At 68.2% G+C, this 19,574-nt stretch carries 20 protein-coding genes; 7 read left to right on the top strand and 13 right to left on the bottom strand.

Annotated elements, in window-relative coordinates:
* Positions 1-308 precede the first annotated feature (308 nt).
* Positions 309-794: an Lrp/AsnC family transcriptional regulator gene (locus tag ASE95_RS04910; protein ID WP_056632167.1), complete on the bottom strand. Its 486-nt coding sequence runs from the start codon at positions 792-794 to the stop codon at positions 309-311.
* Between the two features lie 111 nt (positions 795-905).
* Here ASE95_RS04910 and ald point away from each other — a divergent pair, with 111 nt between their 5' ends.
* Positions 906-1,994, top strand: a complete 1,089-nt coding sequence (ald, locus tag ASE95_RS04905; protein WP_056632164.1) for an alanine dehydrogenase — start codon at positions 906-908, stop codon at positions 1,992-1,994.
* Between the two features lie 132 nt (positions 1,995-2,126).
* On the opposite strand, the gene ASE95_RS04900 is transcribed toward ald, so the two are convergent.
* On the bottom strand, positions 2,127-2,507 hold the full coding sequence (locus ASE95_RS04900) for a hypothetical protein (protein WP_200918736.1): 381 nt from the start codon (positions 2,505-2,507) through the stop codon (positions 2,127-2,129).
* Between the two features lie 252 nt (positions 2,508-2,759).
* Here ASE95_RS04900 and ASE95_RS04895 point away from each other — a divergent pair, with 252 nt between their 5' ends.
* Together ASE95_RS04895 and ASE95_RS04890 are read left to right on the top strand one after the other, a co-directional pair.
* The gene (locus ASE95_RS04895) at positions 2,760-3,404 is read left to right on the top strand and encodes a class I SAM-dependent methyltransferase (protein WP_056632162.1); all 645 of its coding nucleotides are present in this window, start codon (positions 2,760-2,762) and stop codon (positions 3,402-3,404) included.
* Positions 3,401-4,048 (top strand): hypothetical protein, encoded by a 648-nt coding sequence (locus ASE95_RS04890; protein WP_235528185.1) that lies wholly within the window; start codon positions 3,401-3,403, stop codon positions 4,046-4,048. Before ASE95_RS04895 ends, ASE95_RS04890 begins: the two co-directional genes overlap by 4 nt.
* An 81-nt stretch (positions 4,049-4,129) precedes the next feature.
* Here ASE95_RS04890 and ASE95_RS04885 read toward each other — a convergent pair whose 3' ends face one another.
* The gene (locus tag ASE95_RS04885) at positions 4,130-5,788 is read right to left on the bottom strand and encodes an aminotransferase class III-fold pyridoxal phosphate-dependent enzyme (protein ID WP_056632160.1); all 1,659 of its coding nucleotides are present in this window, start codon (positions 5,786-5,788) and stop codon (positions 4,130-4,132) included.
* Between the two features lie 38 nt (positions 5,789-5,826).
* Between ASE95_RS04885 and asd the strand changes: the two genes are divergently transcribed.
* A complete protein-coding gene (gene asd, locus ASE95_RS04880) occupies positions 5,827-6,681 on the top strand; it encodes an archaetidylserine decarboxylase (RefSeq protein WP_235528184.1) in 855 nt (284 codons plus the stop codon).
* A 46-nt stretch (positions 6,682-6,727) separates the two neighbouring features.
* Here the strand turns inward: asd and ASE95_RS04875 are convergent, their stop codons facing one another.
* Positions 6,728-7,681 (bottom strand): 2-hydroxyacid dehydrogenase, encoded by a 954-nt coding sequence (locus ASE95_RS04875; RefSeq protein WP_056633232.1) that lies wholly within the window; start codon positions 7,679-7,681, stop codon positions 6,728-6,730.
* A gap of 137 nt (positions 7,682-7,818) precedes the next feature.
* Here ASE95_RS04875 and ASE95_RS04870 point away from each other — a divergent pair, with 137 nt between their 5' ends.
* Positions 7,819-8,253: an NIPSNAP family protein gene (locus ASE95_RS04870; protein ID WP_056632155.1), complete on the top strand. Its 435-nt coding sequence runs from the start codon at positions 7,819-7,821 to the stop codon at positions 8,251-8,253.
* Positions 8,254-8,310: 57 nt separating this feature from the next.
* Here the strand turns inward: ASE95_RS04870 and ASE95_RS04865 are convergent, their stop codons facing one another.
* From ASE95_RS04865 to ASE95_RS04825, 9 genes are all read right to left on the bottom strand, one after another.
* A complete protein-coding gene (locus ASE95_RS04865; RefSeq protein WP_056632152.1) occupies positions 8,311-9,648 on the bottom strand; it encodes an amidohydrolase in 1,338 nt (445 codons plus the stop codon).
* Between the two features lie 133 nt (positions 9,649-9,781).
* Positions 9,782-10,387: a bifunctional 4-hydroxy-2-oxoglutarate aldolase/2-dehydro-3-deoxy-phosphogluconate aldolase gene (gene eda / locus ASE95_RS04860; RefSeq protein ID WP_056632148.1), complete on the bottom strand. Its 606-nt coding sequence runs from the start codon at positions 10,385-10,387 to the stop codon at positions 9,782-9,784.
* Positions 10,384-11,355 (bottom strand): glucokinase, encoded by a 972-nt coding sequence (gene glk / locus ASE95_RS04855; RefSeq protein ID WP_056632145.1) that lies wholly within the window; start codon positions 11,353-11,355, stop codon positions 10,384-10,386. The genes eda and glk overlap by 4 nt, the downstream gene beginning before the upstream one ends.
* A 53-nt stretch (positions 11,356-11,408) precedes the next feature.
* Entirely contained in the window at positions 11,409-13,238 is a 1,830-nt protein-coding gene (gene edd / locus ASE95_RS04850; RefSeq protein WP_056632143.1) for a phosphogluconate dehydratase, read from the bottom strand.
* A 132-nt stretch (positions 13,239-13,370) separates the two neighbouring features.
* Positions 13,371-14,075 (bottom strand): 6-phosphogluconolactonase, encoded by a 705-nt coding sequence (gene pgl, locus ASE95_RS04845; RefSeq protein ID WP_056632140.1) that lies wholly within the window; start codon positions 14,073-14,075, stop codon positions 13,371-13,373.
* Positions 14,076-14,159: 84 nt separating this feature from the next.
* On the bottom strand, positions 14,160-15,623 hold the full coding sequence (gene zwf, locus ASE95_RS04840) for a glucose-6-phosphate dehydrogenase (protein WP_056632137.1): 1,464 nt from the start codon (positions 15,621-15,623) through the stop codon (positions 14,160-14,162).
* 19 nt (positions 15,624-15,642) lie between these two features.
* The gene (argC, locus tag ASE95_RS04835) at positions 15,643-16,572 is read right to left on the bottom strand and encodes an N-acetyl-gamma-glutamyl-phosphate reductase (protein WP_056632134.1); all 930 of its coding nucleotides are present in this window, start codon (positions 16,570-16,572) and stop codon (positions 15,643-15,645) included.
* Positions 16,569-16,823: a hypothetical protein gene (locus ASE95_RS04830; RefSeq protein WP_056633229.1), complete on the bottom strand. Its 255-nt coding sequence runs from the start codon at positions 16,821-16,823 to the stop codon at positions 16,569-16,571. Before ASE95_RS04830 ends, argC begins: the two co-directional genes overlap by 4 nt.
* Positions 16,824-16,875: 52 nt before the next feature.
* The gene (locus ASE95_RS04825; protein WP_056633226.1) at positions 16,876-17,220 is read right to left on the bottom strand and encodes a MarR family transcriptional regulator; all 345 of its coding nucleotides are present in this window, start codon (positions 17,218-17,220) and stop codon (positions 16,876-16,878) included.
* A 265-nt stretch (positions 17,221-17,485) separates the two neighbouring features.
* Here ASE95_RS04825 and secG point away from each other — a divergent pair, with 265 nt between their 5' ends.
* Entirely contained in the window at positions 17,486-17,848 is a 363-nt protein-coding gene (gene secG / locus ASE95_RS04820) for a preprotein translocase subunit SecG (RefSeq protein WP_056632131.1), read from the top strand.
* A gap of 86 nt (positions 17,849-17,934) precedes the next feature.
* A complete protein-coding gene (locus ASE95_RS04815; RefSeq protein WP_056632127.1) occupies positions 17,935-19,572 on the top strand; it encodes a CTP synthase in 1,638 nt (545 codons plus the stop codon).
* Positions 19,573-19,574: the final 2 nt, after the last annotated feature.

Here is a 19,574-nt window from a genome sequence, read left to right as displayed (position 1 = left end):
CGGCAACAAGCCATAGGCGACTGCCGCCGTCGATCCGAGCGACATCGCCGACAGTGCCATGTAGATGATGGCGAGTACGGTGAACTTCGCGCGGATGGGCGCATGATACTGGAACCATCTGACCATCACGAACTCCGTTGCTTCCGATCTATCTACTGATCGATATTAGCAAGGCGTGATATACGACCTATTGCTGAAAGTCAGGTTAAAAGCGGCCTTAATCTGCCGCAATCAAAGGATAAATCCAGATCAAGTTCAGCCTGAAAAGTTGATCGGGATCATGATCCTCGCGCACGGCCACGAGTGTTTTATGCGTCCAGCAGAGCAAGCGGCAGTCGCGATGCGACCACCTCGCGCAGGACGAAGCCGCTTTCCATTTGGGTGACGCCCGGCAAGCGCGACAATTCGTCGCGGTGAATGCGCGCGAAGTGCGACAGATCCTGCACCCGGACGGTGACGAGATAGTCGTAGCTGCCCGACATCAGGTCGCAGCGGACGACGGAGGGGCTGGCGGCGATCGCGGTTTCGAACGCATCGAGCACGTCGATCCGCTGGCTTTCCAGCGTCACCTTGATGTGGACGACCGTGCCGCAGCCGAGCCGGGCGAGATCGAGCCGTGCGGCATAGCCGGTGATGACGCCGGCCTCCTCCAGCGCGCGCTGCCGCCGTGCGACCGCAGTGGCCGATCGCCCGATCGCCTCGGCCAGCGTGAAGGCGGTGGCGCGCGCATTGTCGAGCAACATCGCGAGCAGCCGGCGGTCGATTCGATCGGCGGCGAAGGTTTCCTGCGTCATCGGCGGCGATCATGCCGGATTTCGGCGCGTTGTCACGCATCGCTTATGTAGTTCGCCGGGTTTCGGCAGGCGAGCCGCGCTATATTGCCGCAAAACACAGGAGACGGACCCATGCGCATCGGCGTGCCCAAGGAAATCAAGAACCACGAATATCGGGTCGGCCTGACGCCCGGCGCGGTGCGTGAATATGTCGCGCACGGGCATGAGGTGATCGTGCAGACCGGCGCGGGGGCGGGGATCGCCGCCGATGACGCGGCGTATCGCGCGGCGGGCGCGGGGATCGTCGATACCGCCGAGGAAGTGTTCGCCACCGCGCAGATGGTGGTGAAGGTGAAGGAGCCGCAGCCCGGCGAATGGGTGCAGCTGCGCGAGGACCAGATCCTGTTCACGTACCTGCACCTCGCCCCCGATCCCGAGCAGGCGAAGGGTTTGCAGGCATCCGGCGTGACGGCCGTCGCCTATGAGACGGTGACCGATGCGCGCGGGCATCTGCCGCTGCTGGCGCCGATGAGCGAAGTGGCGGGGCGGCTGTCGATCGAGGCGGCGGGCACCGCGTTGAAGGCGGTCAACGGCGGTCGCGGCGTCCTGATCGGTGGCGTCCCCGGCGTGCAGCCGGCGCGGATCGTGGTGCTGGGCGGCGGCGTGGTCGGCACGCATGCGGCGCGCATGGCGGTGGGGCTAGGCGCGGAGGTGACGATCATCGACCGTTCGATCCCGCGGCTGCGCGAACTGGACGAGCTGTTCCAGGGACGGGTGCGGACGCGCGTCTCGACGCTGGAATCGATCGAGCACGAGATTTCGGAGGCCGATGCGGTGATCGGCGCGGTGCTGATCCCCGGCGCGTCGGCGCCCAAGCTGGTGACGCGCCCGATGCTGAAGCTGATGAAGCAGCGCGCGGTGCTGGTCGATGTGGCGATCGACCAGGGCGGGTGCTTCGAGACCAGCCATGCCACCACCCATGCCGAGCCGACCTATGAGGTGGACGGCGTGATCCATTATTGCGTCGCGAACATGCCGGGTGCGGTGCCGCTGACCAGCAGCCATGCGCTGAACAACGCGACGCTGCCTTACGGGCTGGCGCTGGCCGATCGCGGTTATGCCGCGGCGGAGGCGGACGCCGGATTGATGGAGGGCGTGAACGTGCGCGGCGGCCGGATCGTCAACAAGGTGGTGGCCGCGGCGCTGGGGATCGCGGGCTGATCTTCGCGATGGATCAGGCCCCCGCTACCTTCGAGATGGAGGTGGCGGGAGCCGATCAGGAATGACGGTCTGGCGCGAGCGCAATGGGTTCGTCCGAAGTTCGGGCCGTTCCGCTGCGCTCGCGTCGGCCGATTACTTCTTCTTGCGGGCGCGCTGCGGGGCGGCGGCGGCGGCGGTGTCTTCCTCCTCGTCGGTATCTTCCTCGCCGGCTTCGGTCAGCGCCTCGCCGAGCGCCTTCAGCTTGTCCTGCGACTTGTCGGCCTTGTCGGCGATCTTCGTCGTCGCCACGCCGAGCCGGTGGAGCAGGGCATGGACGCGGTCGGCATCGGGCGCGTCCTTTTCCAGCTGCTTGCGGAGCGAGCCGAGATCACGAAGAATTCCCTTGGCGCCGGGAACGTCGGTTTCGGCGAGGGCGGCTTCCCAATCCTCGATCATGTCGGCGCCCTTTGCGGGCTTGGTAGCGTCGAGACCGCGGTTGATCGCGTTCATCGTTCCGGCAAACTTGACGGCCATCAACATCTTCCTTTTGCAGGGAAAAGCCCCGTGCCGCGAACGTAGCGCGGACAAGCTTGGGTCCGTGATCCAGATCAAGCGTGCGATTAAACAACGCCGTCGCCGAAACGACCGCCCGCGCATGTGTCAGCGGCGTGGCGTTTGCGTGACGGCCGCCGTCACCCAATCGTCGTCACCCTGACACCTGTCCGTCGCACAAGGTTCGCGGTCCCCGGGCCGGCTTCGGCCCATGAGCTAAGGTAAGTGGCGGGCATGACTGCGACGATGACGACGGCCGGCGTTGCGCTGGCATATGACCGCTGGGCACCGGTCTACGATCTGGTGTTCGGCCCGGTGTTCCGGCAGGGCCGCGCCGCGGCGATCCGCGCCGCCGACCGGATCGGCGGACGCATCCTGGAGGTGGGCGTGGGCACGGGCATCTCGCTGCCCGGTTACGCCACGACCAGCCGGGTGACCGGCGTGGATATATCGCAGGATATGCTCGACAAGGCGCGGGCGCGGACGCGGCGGCTGAACCTGCCGAATGTCGATGCCATCCGGGTCGGCGACGCCGAGGCGCTCGACTTCGCCGACGCATCGTTCGACGTCGTCGTCGCGCAATATGTGGTGAGCGCGGTCGCCAATCCGCAGCGCGCACTGGACGAGTTCGCGCGCGTGTGTCGCCCGGGTGGCGAGATCGTCATCACCACGCGCGTCGGCGCGGAACAGGGGGTGCGCGGCGGAATCGAGAAAGCGTTGATGCCGGTGACCAAGCGGATGGGCTTTCGCACCGACTTCCCGTTTGCGCTGTACACCGACTGGATCGCGACGCGCGACGACGTGCGGCTGGCCGAACGCCGGCCGATCCCCCCGCTGGGCCATTTCTCGCTCGTCCGGATTGCCAAGGAGAAGGCATGATGCCGTCGTTACGCAAGCTTCGTTTCGTGGACGAACAGGGCAATCCGGGGTTCCGCGCGCAGTTGAAGGAGCAGCGCTGGGACGATCACCGCTTCTATCATCATGACCTGATCAACCAGAGCCTGCATTTCGTCAGCGCCTGCACGTTCATCACCGCTTATGCGTTGCTGTTCGTCGATGCCGCGCTGGCCAGTCTGCTGGCGTGGGGCGTGGCGATGACCAGCCGGCAGGCGGGGCATTTCTTCTTCGAGCCGCGCGATTACGACGAAGAGAATGGCGTGAGCCACGAATATAAGGAGGAGGTGAAGGTCGGCTACAATCTGATGCGCAAATACGTGTTGATGGGATTGTGGCTGGCGATCCCGGTGGTACTGGCGCTGTCGCCGACGCTGTTCGGGGTGCTGGAGCGCACCGCGGGAACGACGGGCTTCCTGCGGCATGTCGGGTTCGGATGGCTGTTCTTCGGCGTGTCCGCGATCCTGTTCCGGGTCGGCCAATTGTGGATCGAGCGCGATCTGGAGACCGGGATCGTGTGGGCGACGAAGATCGTCACCGATCCGTTCAGCGACTTTCGCCTGTATCGCAGCGCGCCGGTGCGACTGCTGAAGCATGGGCGGACCGACGAGCACCACGCCGCGGCCTGAACGCGCGCCCGCGGCGGAACGGGCCGGCGCGGCATATCGACGCGCCGGTTCGTTCCGCTGCTCCCGCCATAAGGGGTGAGATCAGCCGCCGCGCAGGCGCGCGCGCAGCGATTCCCCGAGCGTCCGGCGCTTCAACTGCCTGTTCGTCGCGTCCGGCCCGTCCCACCAGCCATCCGCCAGCATCGCACGACCCGCCGCGACCATCCGCGCGACGATCTCCTCGAACAAGGCCTCGTCGATATCGAGGCTGAAGATCAGCCGCCCGGTGCCGATCCACGACAGCGCCAGCCCCTCGGCGCGGAGGTAATATTGCAGCATCCAATTATAACGCGACGGACGGGTGTAGAGGAGCGTCCAGACCGTTTCGAGGTGCGCGACCGTCACCGGCACTCCGGCCGCGGCCAGCGCGGCGTTGAGGTGGGCGGCACGCGCATCCCAGCGCGCCGTCATGCCATCGTACATCGCCGCCACCTCTGGCGTGGCGAGGCGGCGCAGGAAGGCGTCGGTGGCGGCCATGACATAAGGGTGCGCGTTGAAGGTACCGCGCGCGAAGCAGATGTCCACCGGACGATCGTCGCGCCACCGCTTCATCAGCGCGGCGCGGCCGGTGAGCACGCCGATCGGCAGCCCGCCGCCCAGCGTCTTGCCCCACACGATCATGTCCGCATCGATCCCCCAGGCGCGTGCGACGCTGCCGGGGGCAAGGCGGAAGCCCATGAACACCTCGTCGAGGATCAGCACGATGCCGTTCGCGCGGCATGTGTCGGCGAGGCGGCGGAGCCATGCGATATAGGCGGGCAGATCCGCACCGGCGGCGCGCGCGCTGTCGACCAACTGGCCGTCCGACGGCGCGCCGCCGTTCGGGTGCAGCGCCTGCAACGGGTTGACCAGCACGCAGGCGATGTCGCGGCGGCTGGCGAGCACTGCCAACGTGCGGTCCGACTGGTCGGCAAGGGTCAGCGTATGATCGGCGGGAACCGGGTTGCCGATGCCGGGCTGCACGTCGCCCCACCACCCGTGATACGCGCCGGCGAAGCGGACCAGCCGGCGGCGTCCGGTGTGGTAGCGCGCAAGGCGCACCGCCTGCATCACCGCCTCCGTCCCCGACATGTGGAACGACACCTCGTCCAGCCCCGACAGGTCGCGCAGCCGGCGGACGTTGTCGGCGACGACCGGGTGGAAGCTGCCGAGCACGCCGCCCAGCGGCTCCGCGATGGCGACGGCCTCGCGCATCGTCGCCTTGTAGAAGTCGTTGCCGAACAGGTTGACGCCGTAGCTGCCGGTCAGGTCGACGAAGCGATTGCCGTCGAGATCGGTCAGCCATGCTCCGTCGGAGCGGGCCATGAACGCGCCGACGGGCAGATGTTCGCGCACCGTCGCGGCAAACGGGAACGGCACGCGGTAGCGGCCGGTGAATTGCAGGTCCGACAGCCCGGGGCGCGTTCCGGCGGTGAGCGCGAGCGTTTCCGGGAATCGTTCGGCGTAGAGCGCGGCAAGGCGGGCAAAGCCGGCGCGGCGGCGCGCGGCGACCATATCGTCGCACGCATCGGCGCGGAAGAAGCCGTCGTCGACATGCGCGTAATACGGGATGTGCGCCGCCATCCGCTTGGCCATGCGGACGTGGCCGGCGGGGCCGGGATGTTTGGCGCGCGACAGGGCGAGCCGTTGACGGCCCTTCGTCGCGGCGAACAGGGTACCGGCGACGAGCCCGGCGACGGCGGCGAGGGTCTTTTTTTCCATGGCGCCACTACGCGCGCCGCGATGACGCAGGTGTGACAATGCGCAACGGACCGATGCGGATGCTGATGCAGGAGGATCTGAACTTCCTGCTGACCAACCGGCTGCCACGGCGCTGGGCGACCAATCTGGTCGGGCGGATCGCGGCGGTGGAGCATCCGTGGGTGGCGCGGCCAGCGCTGGCCGCGTGGCGGTTCTTCTGCGACGTCGATCTGTCGGATGCGGAGACGACGCGCTTCGCGAGCTTGCGCGAGGGGTTCGTCCGGCGGTTGCGGGCCGGCGCACGGGTGTTCGCGGCGGGCGAGGGAGTGGTAGCCAGCCCGTGCGACGCGATCGTCGGCGCGCATGGCCGGGTCGAGGACGGGTGCGTCTATCAGGTGAAGGGTTTTCCGTACCGGCTGGACGAACTGGTGCCCGATGCGATGGTTGCGGGGCGTTTCGTGGATGGCTGGTTCGTGACGTTGCGGCTGACCGCGGGAATGTACCACCGTTTCCACGCTCCCGCCGACCTGACGGTGGAGGGGGTGACGTATCAGTCAGGCGATTGCTGGAACGTCAATCCGGTGGCGTTGAAGCGGGTGGAGCGATTGTTCTGTCGCAACGAGCGTGCGGTGATCGAGGCGCGCGGAACCGGCGGGCGCGAATTGTTGCTGGTGCCGGTGGCGGCGATCCTGGTGGCGGGCATCCGGCTGACGTTCCTCGATACCGGGCGGTTGCTGCGCGAGGAGGGCGCGGGACGGCGCGCGTGCGACGCGACGGTGGAGAAGGGCGCGGAGATGGGGTGGTTCGAGCATGGCTCGACGATCGTGATGTTCCTGCCCGCCGCAGCGCGGCTGCGCGGCGAATTGCGCGAAGGTCGGGCGATCAGGGCGGGCGAGGCGATCGCGGATTGGTGAGGTCGGCCGGTGGCGGAGGCGGCCGCATCCGCCGTTCCGGGCCTCGTCAGGCGGTTTCGGGCACGGGGGTCAGCGGGCCATGGCCGCCGAACCAGCTGGTGAGATTGTCGACCACCAACTGCCCCATCGCGGCGCGGGTGTGTTCGGAAGCCGAGCCGAGGTGCGGCAGCAGCACGACGTTGGGCAGCGCCAGCAACGCGTCGGGCACGCTGGGTTCGTCGGCATAGACGTCCAGCCCGGCGGCGAGGATCGTGCCCGATTGCAACGCCTCGATCAGCGCGGGTTCGTCCACCACGCTGCCGCGCGCGACGTTGACGAGGACGCCGTTCGCACCCAACGCCCGCAATACGTCCGCATCGATCAGGTGGCGGGTGCCGCCACCGCCGGGAACGATCGCGATCAGCACGTCGCACGCCGTCGCCAGCGCGACGGGCGTGTCGTGATAATCGTACGCGACATCGGCCTGGCGGCTGCGGCCATGATAGGCGAGCCTGACGTCGAACCCCTCCAGCCGGCGCGCGATCTGCTTGCCGATCGCCCCGAGCCCGAGGATGCCGATGGTGCGCCCGCGCAGCGTCGGCGACAGCGGGAACGGCGCATGGGGCCACCGCCCTTCGCGGACGTAGCGATCGGCCTGCGGCAGGCGGCGGATCGTCGCGAGCAACAGCCCGATGGTCAGGTCCGCGACCTCCGCATCGAGCACGCCCGGGGTATTGGTGACCATAATCCCGCGATCGGCGGCGGCGCGTGCGTCGATATTGTCGTAGCCGACGCCGAAATTGGCGACGATCTCCAGCGCGGGAAGGCGGTCGAACAATGCGGCGTCGACACGCCCCGCCAGCGTGTTGGCGGCAAGACCGCGAATCGCGGCGCCGTGATCGGCGAGGAAGGCGCCGGCATCGGGCTGCTCCCACAAGCGGTGCAGCGCGAAGCGCCGGTCGAGCGCGTCGATCACCGCGGCGGGCATCGGCGCGGGCATGAGGATGGCGGTGTCGGTCATGCGCGATCCGTACACCATCCCGCGCCGTGCGTCGCGCGGCCGGGCGGCGAATTGATGCGTGACAAGGTGAAAGCGTGGGGACGGGCTTGCGCCGGGGATCGGCGGATGGCGATAAGCGGCGACGGGAACGAGGGAGGATGGCGATGCGGCTGGGCATGATCGTGGCGACTGGGTTGATGATGGCGGGCACGGCGGCGCAGGCCGGGCCGGCGGCGCTGGATGCGAAGACGGCGGTGTACGAACTGCGCACCTATTATCCCGCGCCGGGCAAGGCGGCGGCGCTGAACGCGCGCTTTCGCGAGCATACGACCGCGCTGTTCGCCAAGCACGGCATGACGAACGTCGCATATTGGAACGAGATCGCGACCGAGGCGGCACCGGAGGGGCGGCTGATCTACGTGCTGGCGTATCCCAGCCGCGCGGCTCGCGACGCCGACTGGGCGGCGTTCGGGACTGACCCGGAGTGGCGCAAGGTGGTTGCGACCTCCGAGGCGGCGGGCAAGCTGGTGACGCGCGTCGACAGCGTGTTCATGAACGCGGCGGATTATTCCCCGCCGATCCTGCCGCGATAGAGCGGGTTCACCTCCCGCAGGTGACGGCATCGTGCCGTCATCTGCGGGAGGGTGCGCTCAGGAGGCGGTGGCCCCGCCGGGCTTGAGCAGGTCGAGTACCGCCGCGGTCATCGCGGTCGCGCCGGTGGTGACGACCGCTTGCGGATCGACCTTGAACAACGGCGAATGATGCGAGGGGATCGGCGCGCCGCCGTTCGCCGCGGCGTCGAACGCCGCCTTCTGCGTGCCGCCGACCGCGAAATAATAGCCCTTGATGCCATATTGCGGCTCGATGAAGGCGGCGAAATCCTCCGCGCCCATGCCCTTTTGCTGGAACGGGATGACCTTGTCCGCGCCCAGCGTCGTAGCCATCACCGCGTTCAGGCGGCGGGCCAGGACCGCGTCGTTGATCGTCGTCGGCGTGCCTTCGATGACCTTGACGACCGGCAGCTTGTCGGCGGGCATGCCGTTCAGTTCGCCGACGCCGCGCGCGACGCGCCGGATGCCGGCGAGCAGCTGCGCGCGGGTCGCCTCGTCATTGGCGCGCACCGTCACCTGCAACTTCGCCTCGTCGGAGATGATATTGTGCTTCAGCCCGGCGTGGAAGCTGCCGACGGTGATGACCGCGGGCCGCAGCGGCTGGCGCTCACGGCTGACCAGCCCCTGTAGCGCGATGACCAGCTGGCTGGCCATGTAGACCGGGTCCTTGCCGGTCTGCGGACTGGCGCCGTGCGCGCCGATGCCGGGGACGGTGATGTCGACGCTGTCGGAGGAGCTGTACTGGATGTCCTCGGAGGCGGAGACGGTGCCGGCCAGCCCCTCGGAATTGGAGTGATAGGCCAGCGCGTAATCGGGCTTGGGGAAGCGCGTGTAGAGACCGTCCCTGACCATCGCCGCCGCGCCGCCGACGCGTTCCTCGGCCGGCTGGACCACGAACACGACCGTGCCGGACCAGCGATCCCTCATCGCGGCGAGGCGGCGCGCGGTGGCGAGCAGCCCGACGATGTGCGTGTCGTGGCCGCAGGCGTGCATGACGGGCGCCTCGACGCCGTCGATGCCGACTTGCCGGTCGGTGCTGGCGTTGGCGAGGCCGGATTTCTCCGCCACGGGCAGCCCGTCCATGTCGGCGCGGACCAGCACCACCGGGCCGGCCCCGTTGCGCAGCACGCCGACGACCCCGGTGCCACCGACCTTTTCGGTGACCTGCATCGTGGGCACCGCTTTCAGCGCGGCGGCCATCTTCGCGGCGGTGCGGGTTTCCCTGAACGACAATTCGGGGTGACGATGGAAATCGTCCCACATCGCGGCGAGCGAGCGATCGTAATCGGCGCGGATCGCCGCGGCGTAATCCGGCTCGGCAAGCGCGGGCTGGGCGATGGACGCGAGTGCGGCGGCGGCGGCGAGCAGATGACGCATGGAGACCCCCTGTTTTCCGCAGCCTAGCGGGCGATCGACGGGGCGGAAAGGGGCAGCGCGGTACGTCACCCCGGACCGGGTCCGGGGGTGACGGGATGATGTGAGCCGGTTCGGTCGCCCGGCGAAGCGTGGGTCAGCGCGGGAGGGCGGCGGCGGCGCGGGCGTGGGCTTCGATCTCGGGCAGGGTACCCTCGGTCACCCAGCTGCCGCCCACGCACAGGACCGGCGCGATCGCCAGCCAATCGGGTGCGCTGGCGGCGGTGATGCCGCCGGTCGGGCAGAATTTGCACTGGTAGAAGGGTGCGGCGAGCGCCTTCAGCGCTTTTACCCCGCCGCTGGTTTCGGCGGGGAAGAACTTGAAATGCTCCAGTCCCATGTCCAGCCCGCGCATGATGTCGCCGGCGGTGGCGACGCCGGGGAGCCACGGGATGCCCGCCTCCATGATCGCGTCGCCGGTGCGCGTCGACAGGCCGGGGGAGACGATGAACTCGGCCCCGGCATCCCGGACCTGCGCGACCTGATCGACGGTGACCACGGTGCCCGCGCCGACGATCGCGCCGGGAACCTGCTTCATCTCCCGGATCGCGTCGAGCGCGGCGGGGGTGCGCAGCGTCACCTCCAGCACCTTCAGCCCGCCGGCGACCAGCGCCTCGGCGAGCGGGCGCGCCTGCGCGGCGTCGTGGATGACCAGCACCGGGATCACCGGGCTGGTGCGCATGACGGTTTCGATGGTGCTCATGATGCGTGATGCTCCTGCGCGAAAGCGGCCGCGGCACCGAACAGGCCGGGCTGGGGATGGGTGATGAGCTTGACCGGCAAGCCGGACATCAGCGACTGGAAACGGCCCTTGGCGACGAAGCGCTGGTCGAAGCCGGAGCGCAGCAGCTTGTCCTTGATGCGCAGGCCGAGACCGCCGGCGATCACGACGCCCTTCGCACCATGCGCGAGCGCCAGATCGCCCGCCACCGCGCCGAGCGCGAGGCAGAAGCGGTCGAGCGCGGCGAGCGCGATCGAATCGGTGCCCTCCAGCGCCTCGGTCCAGATCGCCTTGTCGTCCTTGTGGATGTAGGCGCGCCCTTCCAGCTCGGCGAGCGTTTCGTAGATCGCGACGATGCCGGGGCCGGCGACGATCCGTTCGACCGACACGCGCGTGAAGGTCTTGCGCAGTCGCTTGAGCAGCGCATCCTCGATGCCGTCAAGCGGGGCGTAGTCCATGTGCCCGCCCTCCGTCGGCAGCACGTTGTAACGGCCGTCGTGCTTGTAGACCTGCGCCACGCCCAGCCCGGTTCCCGGGCCGCAGACCGTCGTGACGCCCTGCGCCGGCAAGGGCACGTCGGGGCCGCAGAGATGTTCGAAATCGGCGTCGGGCAACTGCGCGACGGCATGGCCGATCGCGCCGAAATCGTTGATGATCGACCAGGTGGCGGCGCCCAGCCGCTCCGGGATCAGCGATGGACGGATGACCCACGGATTGTTGGTCATGCGGATCACGTCGCCGGTGATCGGCGAGGCGACTGCGATCGCGGCGGCGTCCGGCAGCGTGCCGCCATGCCGTTCGCGGAACGCCTCATAGGCGGTCTGGAGGCTGGCATGTTCCGCGGTTTTCAACGTGACAGGTTCGCCGAGCGACAGCACGCGGCCGCCCTCCACCTCCGCAATCGCGAAACGGGCGTGCGTGCCCCCGATATCGACCGCTACGACCTGCATATTCGTCTCCTCCCCGCCTTCTTCATCACGCCGTCAACCGGGGTGTCGTCCTGTCAGAGTCCCGCGCCCGCCAAGACGGCGCTGGCACCCTTTTCGGCCTCGTCCGCCAGCCCGCGGAACATACCGAACAATTCGCGGCCCATGCCGGTGGCGGGCGGCGGCGAGGCGGCCTGTTCGCGCAGCGCCCATTCGTCGGCGGGCACCAGCGCGTCGAGCGTGCCGGCTTCCGCATCGACGCGGATCAGGTCACCGTCGCGGATCAGGCCGATCGCGCCGCCGGCGCCGTTCAGACCCGGCAACGCCTCAGGCGAGCAATGGATCGCGCACGGCACCTTGCCGCTGGCCCCCGACATGCGGCCATCGGTGACCAGCGCCACCTTGAACCCGCGATTCTGGAGCACGCCGAGCGGCGGCGTAAGCTTGTGCAGTTCGGGCATGCCGTTGGCGCGCGGCCCCTGGAAGCGGACGACGACCACCACATCCTGCTCCAGCTCGCCGTTCTTGAAGGCCTCCAGCACGTCGAGCTGGTCGGCGAACACGCGGGCCGGTGCCTCGACGATCCAGCGTTCGCGGTCGACCGCCGACACCTTGATGCAGGCGCGGCCGATGTTGCCCTGCAGGATGCGCATCCCGCCATCGGGGGCGAACGGCTGCGTCACCGGGCGCAGGATCGTCTCGTCGCGGCTGGCGCCGGCGGGACTCCAGGTCAGCACGTCGTTCTCGATCGCCGGCGCGCTGGCATAGGCGGTCAGGTCATCGCCGGCGACGGTCATGATATCGCGGTGCAGGTAGCCGCCGGACAGCAGCTGATCGATGATATAGGGCATGCCGCCTGCCGCCTCGAACCCGTTCACGTCGGCCGAGCCGTTGGGATAGACCCGCGCCAGCGTGGGAACGGCGGCGGAGAGGCGGTCGAAATCCTCCCAGTCGATCACGATCCCCGCCGCGCGCGCGATCGCGGGAACGTGGAGCAGGTGATTGGTCGAGCCGCCGGTCGCCAGCAAGCCGATGGCGGCGTTGACGATCGCCTTTTCATCGACGCACGCGCCCAGTGGGCGGTAATCGTCGCCGTGCGACCCGATCGCCGCGAGCCGGTGGACCGCCGCGCGGGTGAGTTCCTGCCGCAATCTGGTGCCCGGGTTCACGAAGGCGGCACCCGGCATGTGGAGGCCCATCACCTCCATCATCATCTGATTGGTGTTCGCGGTGCCGTAGAAGGTGCAGGTGCCCTGCGTGTGATAGGCCTGGATCTCGGCCTCCAGCAATTCCTCGCGTCCGACCTCGCCAGTGGCGAACCGCTCCCGCACCGCCGCCTTGGCCTTGTTCGGCAGGCCCGAGGGCATCGGCCCGCCGGGGATCAGGATCATCGGCAAATGACCGAAGCGCAGCGCGCCCATCAGCAGGCCGGGGACAATCTTGTCGCAGATGCCGAGCAGCGCCGCACCCTCGAACGTGCCGTGGCTGAGCGCGATGGCGGTGGACAGCGCGATCGTGTCGCGGCTGAACAGCGACAATTCCATTCCGGCATAGCCCTGCGTCACGCCGTCGCACATCGCGGGAACGCCGCCCGCGACCTGCGCGGTCGCGCCGACCTCCCGCGCCCAGACCTTCATCTGTTCGGGATAGCGATAATAGACGGCGTGCGCGGACAGCATGTCGTTGTAGGCGGTGACCAGCCCGATGTTCATCGCCGCATGCTGCGTCTTCATCGCATCGCGATCCTCGGGCGTGCCGGCATAGGCATGGGCGAGGTTGGCGCAGCCGAGCCGCGGACGGCCGATCCAGCCCTGCCGTTCCCGCTCGATCAGCGACAGATAGGCCTGGCGGGTCGGGCGGCTGCGCTCGATGATGCGATCGGTGACGGCGCTGACGGCGGGGTTCATGCTGTTACGTCCTCGTCACGCCGGGCCGGTCCCGGCATTCACGGCCCCGCGGGGCCGGTTTCGCTAAGTCTTTGCGACAGCACGCTCCCCGGAACAAGGCCGGGGAGCGCGATGACCTGTCCAGTCGGTCGGTCAGGCCGCCCAGTGGATATCCACGGGCAGTTCGGCATCCGCCAGCACGCGCCCGATCGGATAGGGCGAGCCGACGCCTTCCTTGATCGCGTCCTCGATCACCTTGCGCTTGTCCGCGCCGGTCACCGCGATCATCAGCGCGCGTGCGGTGACGATGCCCTGCCGCGTCAGCGACACGCGCGCCACCGGCGCCTCGGGCGGCAGCGGATCGGGCATCACGCCCAGTGCGCGGCGTTCCTTGGGACCGTTCAGCGCCTCGTCGTAATCGGGGCCGGGGAAGATCGACGCGGTATGCCCGTCGCCGCCGACGCCGAGCAGGCACAGATCGAGCGGCCAGTGCAGATCCTGCATCAGCGCGTCGGCCGAGCGTCCCGCCGCCTTGTAATCGTCAGTCGCCTTGGGGACGATCGGCATCACGCGTGCGCCCTTCGGAATGAAGATCTTGCCCAGCGCGGTGACGTTCGACAGCGCGTCGCCCAGCGGCACGATGCGTTCGTCGCCGGGAATGATCGTCACGCGCTTCCAGTCGAGCTTGGCCTTGGCCAGCTTCTCATAGGCGGGCAGGGGCGTCTTGCCGCCGGCCAGCGCGATCACCGCCGAGCCACGCGCGTCGATCGCGCTTTCGATCACGAACTGGATATCGCCCGCGATCGCATCGGCCAGCTCGGCCGCGTCGTCATATTCCCACCATTCGATCTCGGTCATTCTACACCTCGGTCGGCCCCGCGGGGGCGGGAGCCAGTATCTGATACTCACATGCCGCGCCGCCCATCGGCGCGCGGCGGTCGCTCAATCGTCCTGCCAGGTCACATTGTCGCGCTCGGTCAGCGCGATCGCGCCGGCCGGGCCCCAGGTGCCGGCGGCATAATGTTTCGGCTTGATCTGGTTCGCGGTCCAACCGGCGCGGATCGCGTCGATCCACTTCCACTGCGCCTCCACCTCGTCACGGCGCACGAACAGCGTCTGATCGTCCTCGATCAGGTCGAGCAGCAGCCGCTCATAGGCGATACGGCGGCGCTTGCCCGCGAATTCGGCATCGAGGCTGAGGTTCAGCGGCACCTCGCGCAGGCGCAGCCCCTCGCGGTCCAGCCCCGGCTCCTTGGTCATCACCAGCAGCTGGACATATTCCTCCGGCTGGAGGCGGATGATGAGCGTGTTGGGTTGCAGCAGGCCGCCGCGCCCGGAAAACATCGAGTGCGGCACCGGCTTGAACTGGATCGCGATCTCGCTGCGGCGTTTGGCCATGCGCTTGCCGGTGCGCAGGTAGAAGGGCACGCCCTGCCAACGCCAATTGTCGATATGCGCCTTGATCGCGACGAACGTCTCGACGCCGCTGTCATAGCCCAGTTCGTCGTCATAGCCCCGCACGACCTTCCCGCCGACCGCGCCTTCCTCATATTGGCCGGTGACGGTGTTCTGGCGCACCTCGTCCGGCGAAATCTGACGCAAGCTGCGGAAGACCTTCGCCTTTTCGTCGCGGATCGCGGTGCCGTCGTAAAGGGCGGGGGGCTCCATCGCGATGAGCGCCACCAGTTGCAGCATGTGGTTGGCGACCATGTCGCGCAGCGCGCCCGCACCCTCGTAATAGCCGGCGCGATCCTCCAGCCCGACCGTTTCGGCAATCGTGATCTGGACGTTGTCGATGCCCTGCGCATTCCAGATCGGCTCGAACATCGAGTTGCCGAACCGCAGCGCCAGGATGTTCTGCACCGTTTCCTTGCCGAGATAATGGTCGATGCGGAAGATGCGGTCCTCCGGGAAGACCGAAGCGACGGTGTCGTTGATCTCGCGGCTGCTTTCCAGATCGTAGCCGAGCGGCTTCTCCAGGCCGATCCGCACCGTGTCACCGGCGAGGCCGACGCTTTGCAAGCCCTTCACCGCCGGCTCGAACAGCGACGGGGCGGTCGACAGATAGATGGCGAGGCCGCCCGAGACGTCGCCGATCTTGTCCGCCAGCGCCTGGAAGGTCGATTGATCCGACAGGTCGACCGGCTGGAAGAAGATGCGGTCGAGGAACGACGACAAGGCAGCCTCGTCCTTGCGATCGTCGGGCAGGAATTCGTCCAGTGCCTTGCGCGTGACGGCGCGGAATGCCTCGTCGTCGAGGTCGCCGCGTGCGGAGCCGGTGATCGTCAGCCCCGCGGGCAACAGCCCGTCGGCGTGCAGGCCGTATAGCGACGGCAGCAGCATCCGCTTGGCGAGATCGCCCGTCGCACCGAACAACAGCAGCTTGCCGACCGGGTTGCGCTCCAACTCGCGTCTCCTTGATTGCTTACAGGGTCAGGCCGGCGACGGGATCGAGCCCGGCCATGATGTTCAGGTTCTGCACCGCCGCGCCGGCCGCACCCTTGCCGAGATTGTCGAGCGTCGCGATCAGCAACGCCTGTCCGGTGGCGGCGTTGCCGGTGACGCGCAGCGTCATGCGATCGGTGTTCGCATCGTCCTCGACACGCACGACGATCGCCGCTTCGTGCGCGAAGCGGACCACCCGCCCGCCGTCATAGGCACCGGCCAGCACCGCCGCGACATCGGTCAGCGATGCGGGACGGGTCAGCTGCGCCAGGTGCAGCGGCACTTGCACCACCATCCCGCGATAGGCGCGCGCGACCGCGGGCTGGAAGATCGGCGCGTGGACCAGCCCGGCGTGCTGCCGCATTTCCGGCGCGTGCTTGTGGGACAGCGCCAGCGCATAGGGGCGGAAGGCGGTGTTCGCCTCGCCACCCTCGAACTCGGCGACCATCGCCTTGCCGCCGCCGGAATAACCCGAGGTGGCGTTGACGCTGAGCAAGGCGTCCGCGCCGAGCAGCCCCTCGCGGACCAGCGGCCGGACGAGCGCGAGGAAGCCGGTGGGATAGCAGCCCGGATTGCTGACGAAGCGCGCCGACGCGATCCGGTCGGCCTGATCCGGTTCCAGTTCCGCGAGGCCATAGGTCCAGCCATCGGCGATGCGGTGCGCGGTGGAAGCGTCGATCACGCGCGTGCGATCGTTGGCGATCATGGCCACCGCGCCGCGCGCCGCGTCGTCGGGCAGGCATAGGATCACGACATCGGCGTCGTTGATCGCCTGCGCGCGGGCGGCATCGTCCTTGCGGCGGCCTTCGTCCAGGGTGATGAGCGCGATGTCGCGGCGCGATTCCAGCCGCTCCCGGATCTCCAGCCCGGTGGTGCCGACCGCTCCGTCGATGAAGACACGCACGGTCATTGCGGCTGCACCGCAGCACCATCGATATAGCCGACGCGTTCGTGGTCGATCGCGATTCCCCAGGCGATGCCGCCGGTCATGTCGAGCAGGTCGAACGGTGCGCCGGCCGGCAAGGAGGCGAGCGGCGCACTGGCGGGGTCGCGCTCCGCACGCAGCACCGCGTCGCACACCAGAATACGGCGCAGCGGCGCGGCATAATGCGGGGCGAAGACGCGGTCGGCCAGCCGTACGTCGGCAATGTCGGGGCGCACAGCGTGAGTCAGCGGATCGAGCGCGCGCGAGCGGCCGGTCAGCGCGAATCCGCTACGCCCGGGCCGCGTCGACGGCGCCGCCGACACGGGCAGCGGCAGGGGCGGCGTCCCCATCGCCGATGAACTGGCCGAACTCTTCAAGAAAATCTGCCCCTTCGGTCGTGCGGGCGACGAAGATGTTGCGCTTGTCGCTATCGTCGCGTTGGCGGCGCAGATAGCCCAGCGCACCCAGCCGATTCAAGGCGCGCGTCACGACGGGCTTCGACACGTTCAAAATCCGCGCCAGCCCACGCACGGTGTGCGGGCCAGGTCGCAGGTATACGACCAGCAGCAGCGCCATCTGGCGATTGGTGAGATCGGGTTCGCCCGAGCGCACGTAATCGACCAGCGCCTTCATCCACGAACTGAGTTCGGGTTGAACCAATGTCGCCATGTCCTCGTCCCGCTTCGATAAAAGCCCGGATGATCCCGGTCGTCGTCAGGGTAACGCCCGCTTTCGCGGCTGGTTTCAGTAATGTCACGAATTTGGGACGGCAGCGCGGCGTCGGGGGTCCGGCGGCGCGGTTGATCCCGGCGCGCCGCTCCCCTATGTGGCCGGTCATCCGGGGCGCGCCCATCCGCGCGCCACCGCCCGTTCCTCGCTTCGGAATCGCGCCCAGCCCATGTTCACCTTCCTGATCGTCCTCCAGGCCATCATCGCGGCGGCCCTCGTCACCGTGATCCTGATGCAGCGGTCGGAAGGCGGCGGCCTGACCTCTTCGGGCAGCCCGTCGGGGTTGATGTCGGCGCGCGGCGCGGCGGATTTCCTGACCCGCGCCACGTCCGTACTGGCCGCGCTGTTCATCCTGATGAGCATCACGCTGGCGTTTCTGGCGGCCAGCCGCGGCGCGGTGTCGGTCGATACCTCGCTCCAGCGTCGCGCGCCCGCCGCGCAGACCCCGGCGCAGCCCCCGGTCGCCGGACAGGCGGCCCCGCCCGCGGCCGAGCCCGCCCCCGCCGACAACGGCGTGCCGCTGGCGCGCTGATCCACCGACATCGAGGTCGGTTCGTCGCGCGCAGCGTCCCTGCGCGCTTGCCCTTTTGCGTAGTTGAAGGTTAGGGGTTGCGTCCCATGGCGCGGTACATTTTCATCACCGGCGGCGTGGTCTCCTCGCTCGGCAAAGGTCTCATGGCGGCGAGCCTCGCGGCTCTCCTGCAGGCACGCGGCTATCGCGTGCGCATCCGCAAGTTCGATCCGTATCTGAACGTTGATCCGGGCACGATGAGCCCGTATCAGCACGGCGAGGTCTATGTCACCGACGACGGGGCGGAGACCGACCTCGACCTCGGCCATTATGAGCGGTTCACGGGGGTGTCGGCGCGCCAGTCCGACAACGTCACCTCCGGCCGGATCTACAAGACGATCATCGAGCGCGAGCGGCGCGGCGACTATCTGGGCGCGACGGTGCAAGTGATTCCGCACGTCACCGACGCGATCAAGGCGTTCGCCAAGGCGGAGACCGACGACCTCGACTTCGTCCTGTGCGAGATCGGCGGGACGGTGGGCGATATCGAGTCGCTGCCGTTCATCGAGGCGATCCGGCAGCTGAAGAACGAAGTGGGGCGCGGCAATGCGATCAGCATCCACGTCACGCTGGTGCCGTATATCGCGGCGGCCGGCGAGCTGAAGACCAAGCCGACGCAGCATTCGGTGCGCGAACTGGCGGCGCTGGGCGTGCAGCCGGACGTGCTGGTGTGTCGCTGCGAGCAGCCGTTGCCCGAATCGGAGCGCGCCAAGATCGCGCTGTTCTGCAACGTGCCCGAAAGCGCGGTGATCCCGGCGCTGGACGCCAAGAGCATCTATGCGGTGCCGCTGCAATATCATGGCGAGGGACTCGATTCGGAAGTGCTGCGTGCGTTCGGCATCACGCCGTCGTCGCCGCCCGACCTGAGCCGCTGGGAAGAAATCGTCGAGCGGCTGATGCAGCCCGAGGGCGAAGTGACGGTCGGCGTGGTCGGCAAGTATGTCGGTCTGCAGGACGCGTACAAATCGCTGAACGAGGCGCTGGTGCACGGCGGGATCGCCAACCGCGTAAAGGTCAATATCCGCTGGATCGACGCCGAATTGTTCGAGGGTGACGACGACAGCGAGATCGCGGCGCATCTTGAACCATGCCACGCGATCCTCGTCCCCGGTGCGTTCGGTTCGCGCGGGGCAGAGGGCAAGATTGCCTCCGTCCGGTTCGCGCGCGAACATAACGTGCCGTATTTCGGGATCTGTTTCGGGATGCAGATGGCGTGCGTCGAGGGTGCGCGCGATCTGGCCGGGATCGCCGGGGCGTCGTCGACCGAATTCGGACCGACGCCGGAGCCGGTCGTCGGTCTCATCACCGAATGGATGGGCGATCGCGGGTTGGAGAAGCGCGCCGAGAACGGCGATCTGGGCGGCACGATGCGGTTGGGCGCGTATCCGGCGGCGCTGACCGGCAACAGCGTGGTCGGCTCGATCTATGGCAGCGACACGATCAGCGAGCGGCATCGTCATCGCTACGAGGTGAATACCTCTTACCGTGAGGCGCTGGAGCAGGGCGGGCTGGTGTTTTCCGGCATGTCGCCGGACGGCACGCTGCCCGAGATCGTCGAGCGTCCGGACCATCCGTGGTTCGTCGGCGTGCAATTCCATCCCGAGTTGAAGAGCCGGCCGTTCGAGCCGCATCCGCTGTTCGCCAGCTTCATCGCCGCGGCATTGAAGCAGAGCCGGCTGGTCTGAAA

It is taken from the genome of Sphingomonas sp. Leaf231, from assembly GCF_001421995.1.
GTDB lineage: Bacteria > Pseudomonadota > Alphaproteobacteria > Sphingomonadales > Sphingomonadaceae > Sphingomonas.
This window is presented reverse-complemented; position numbering and strand designations above follow the sequence as displayed.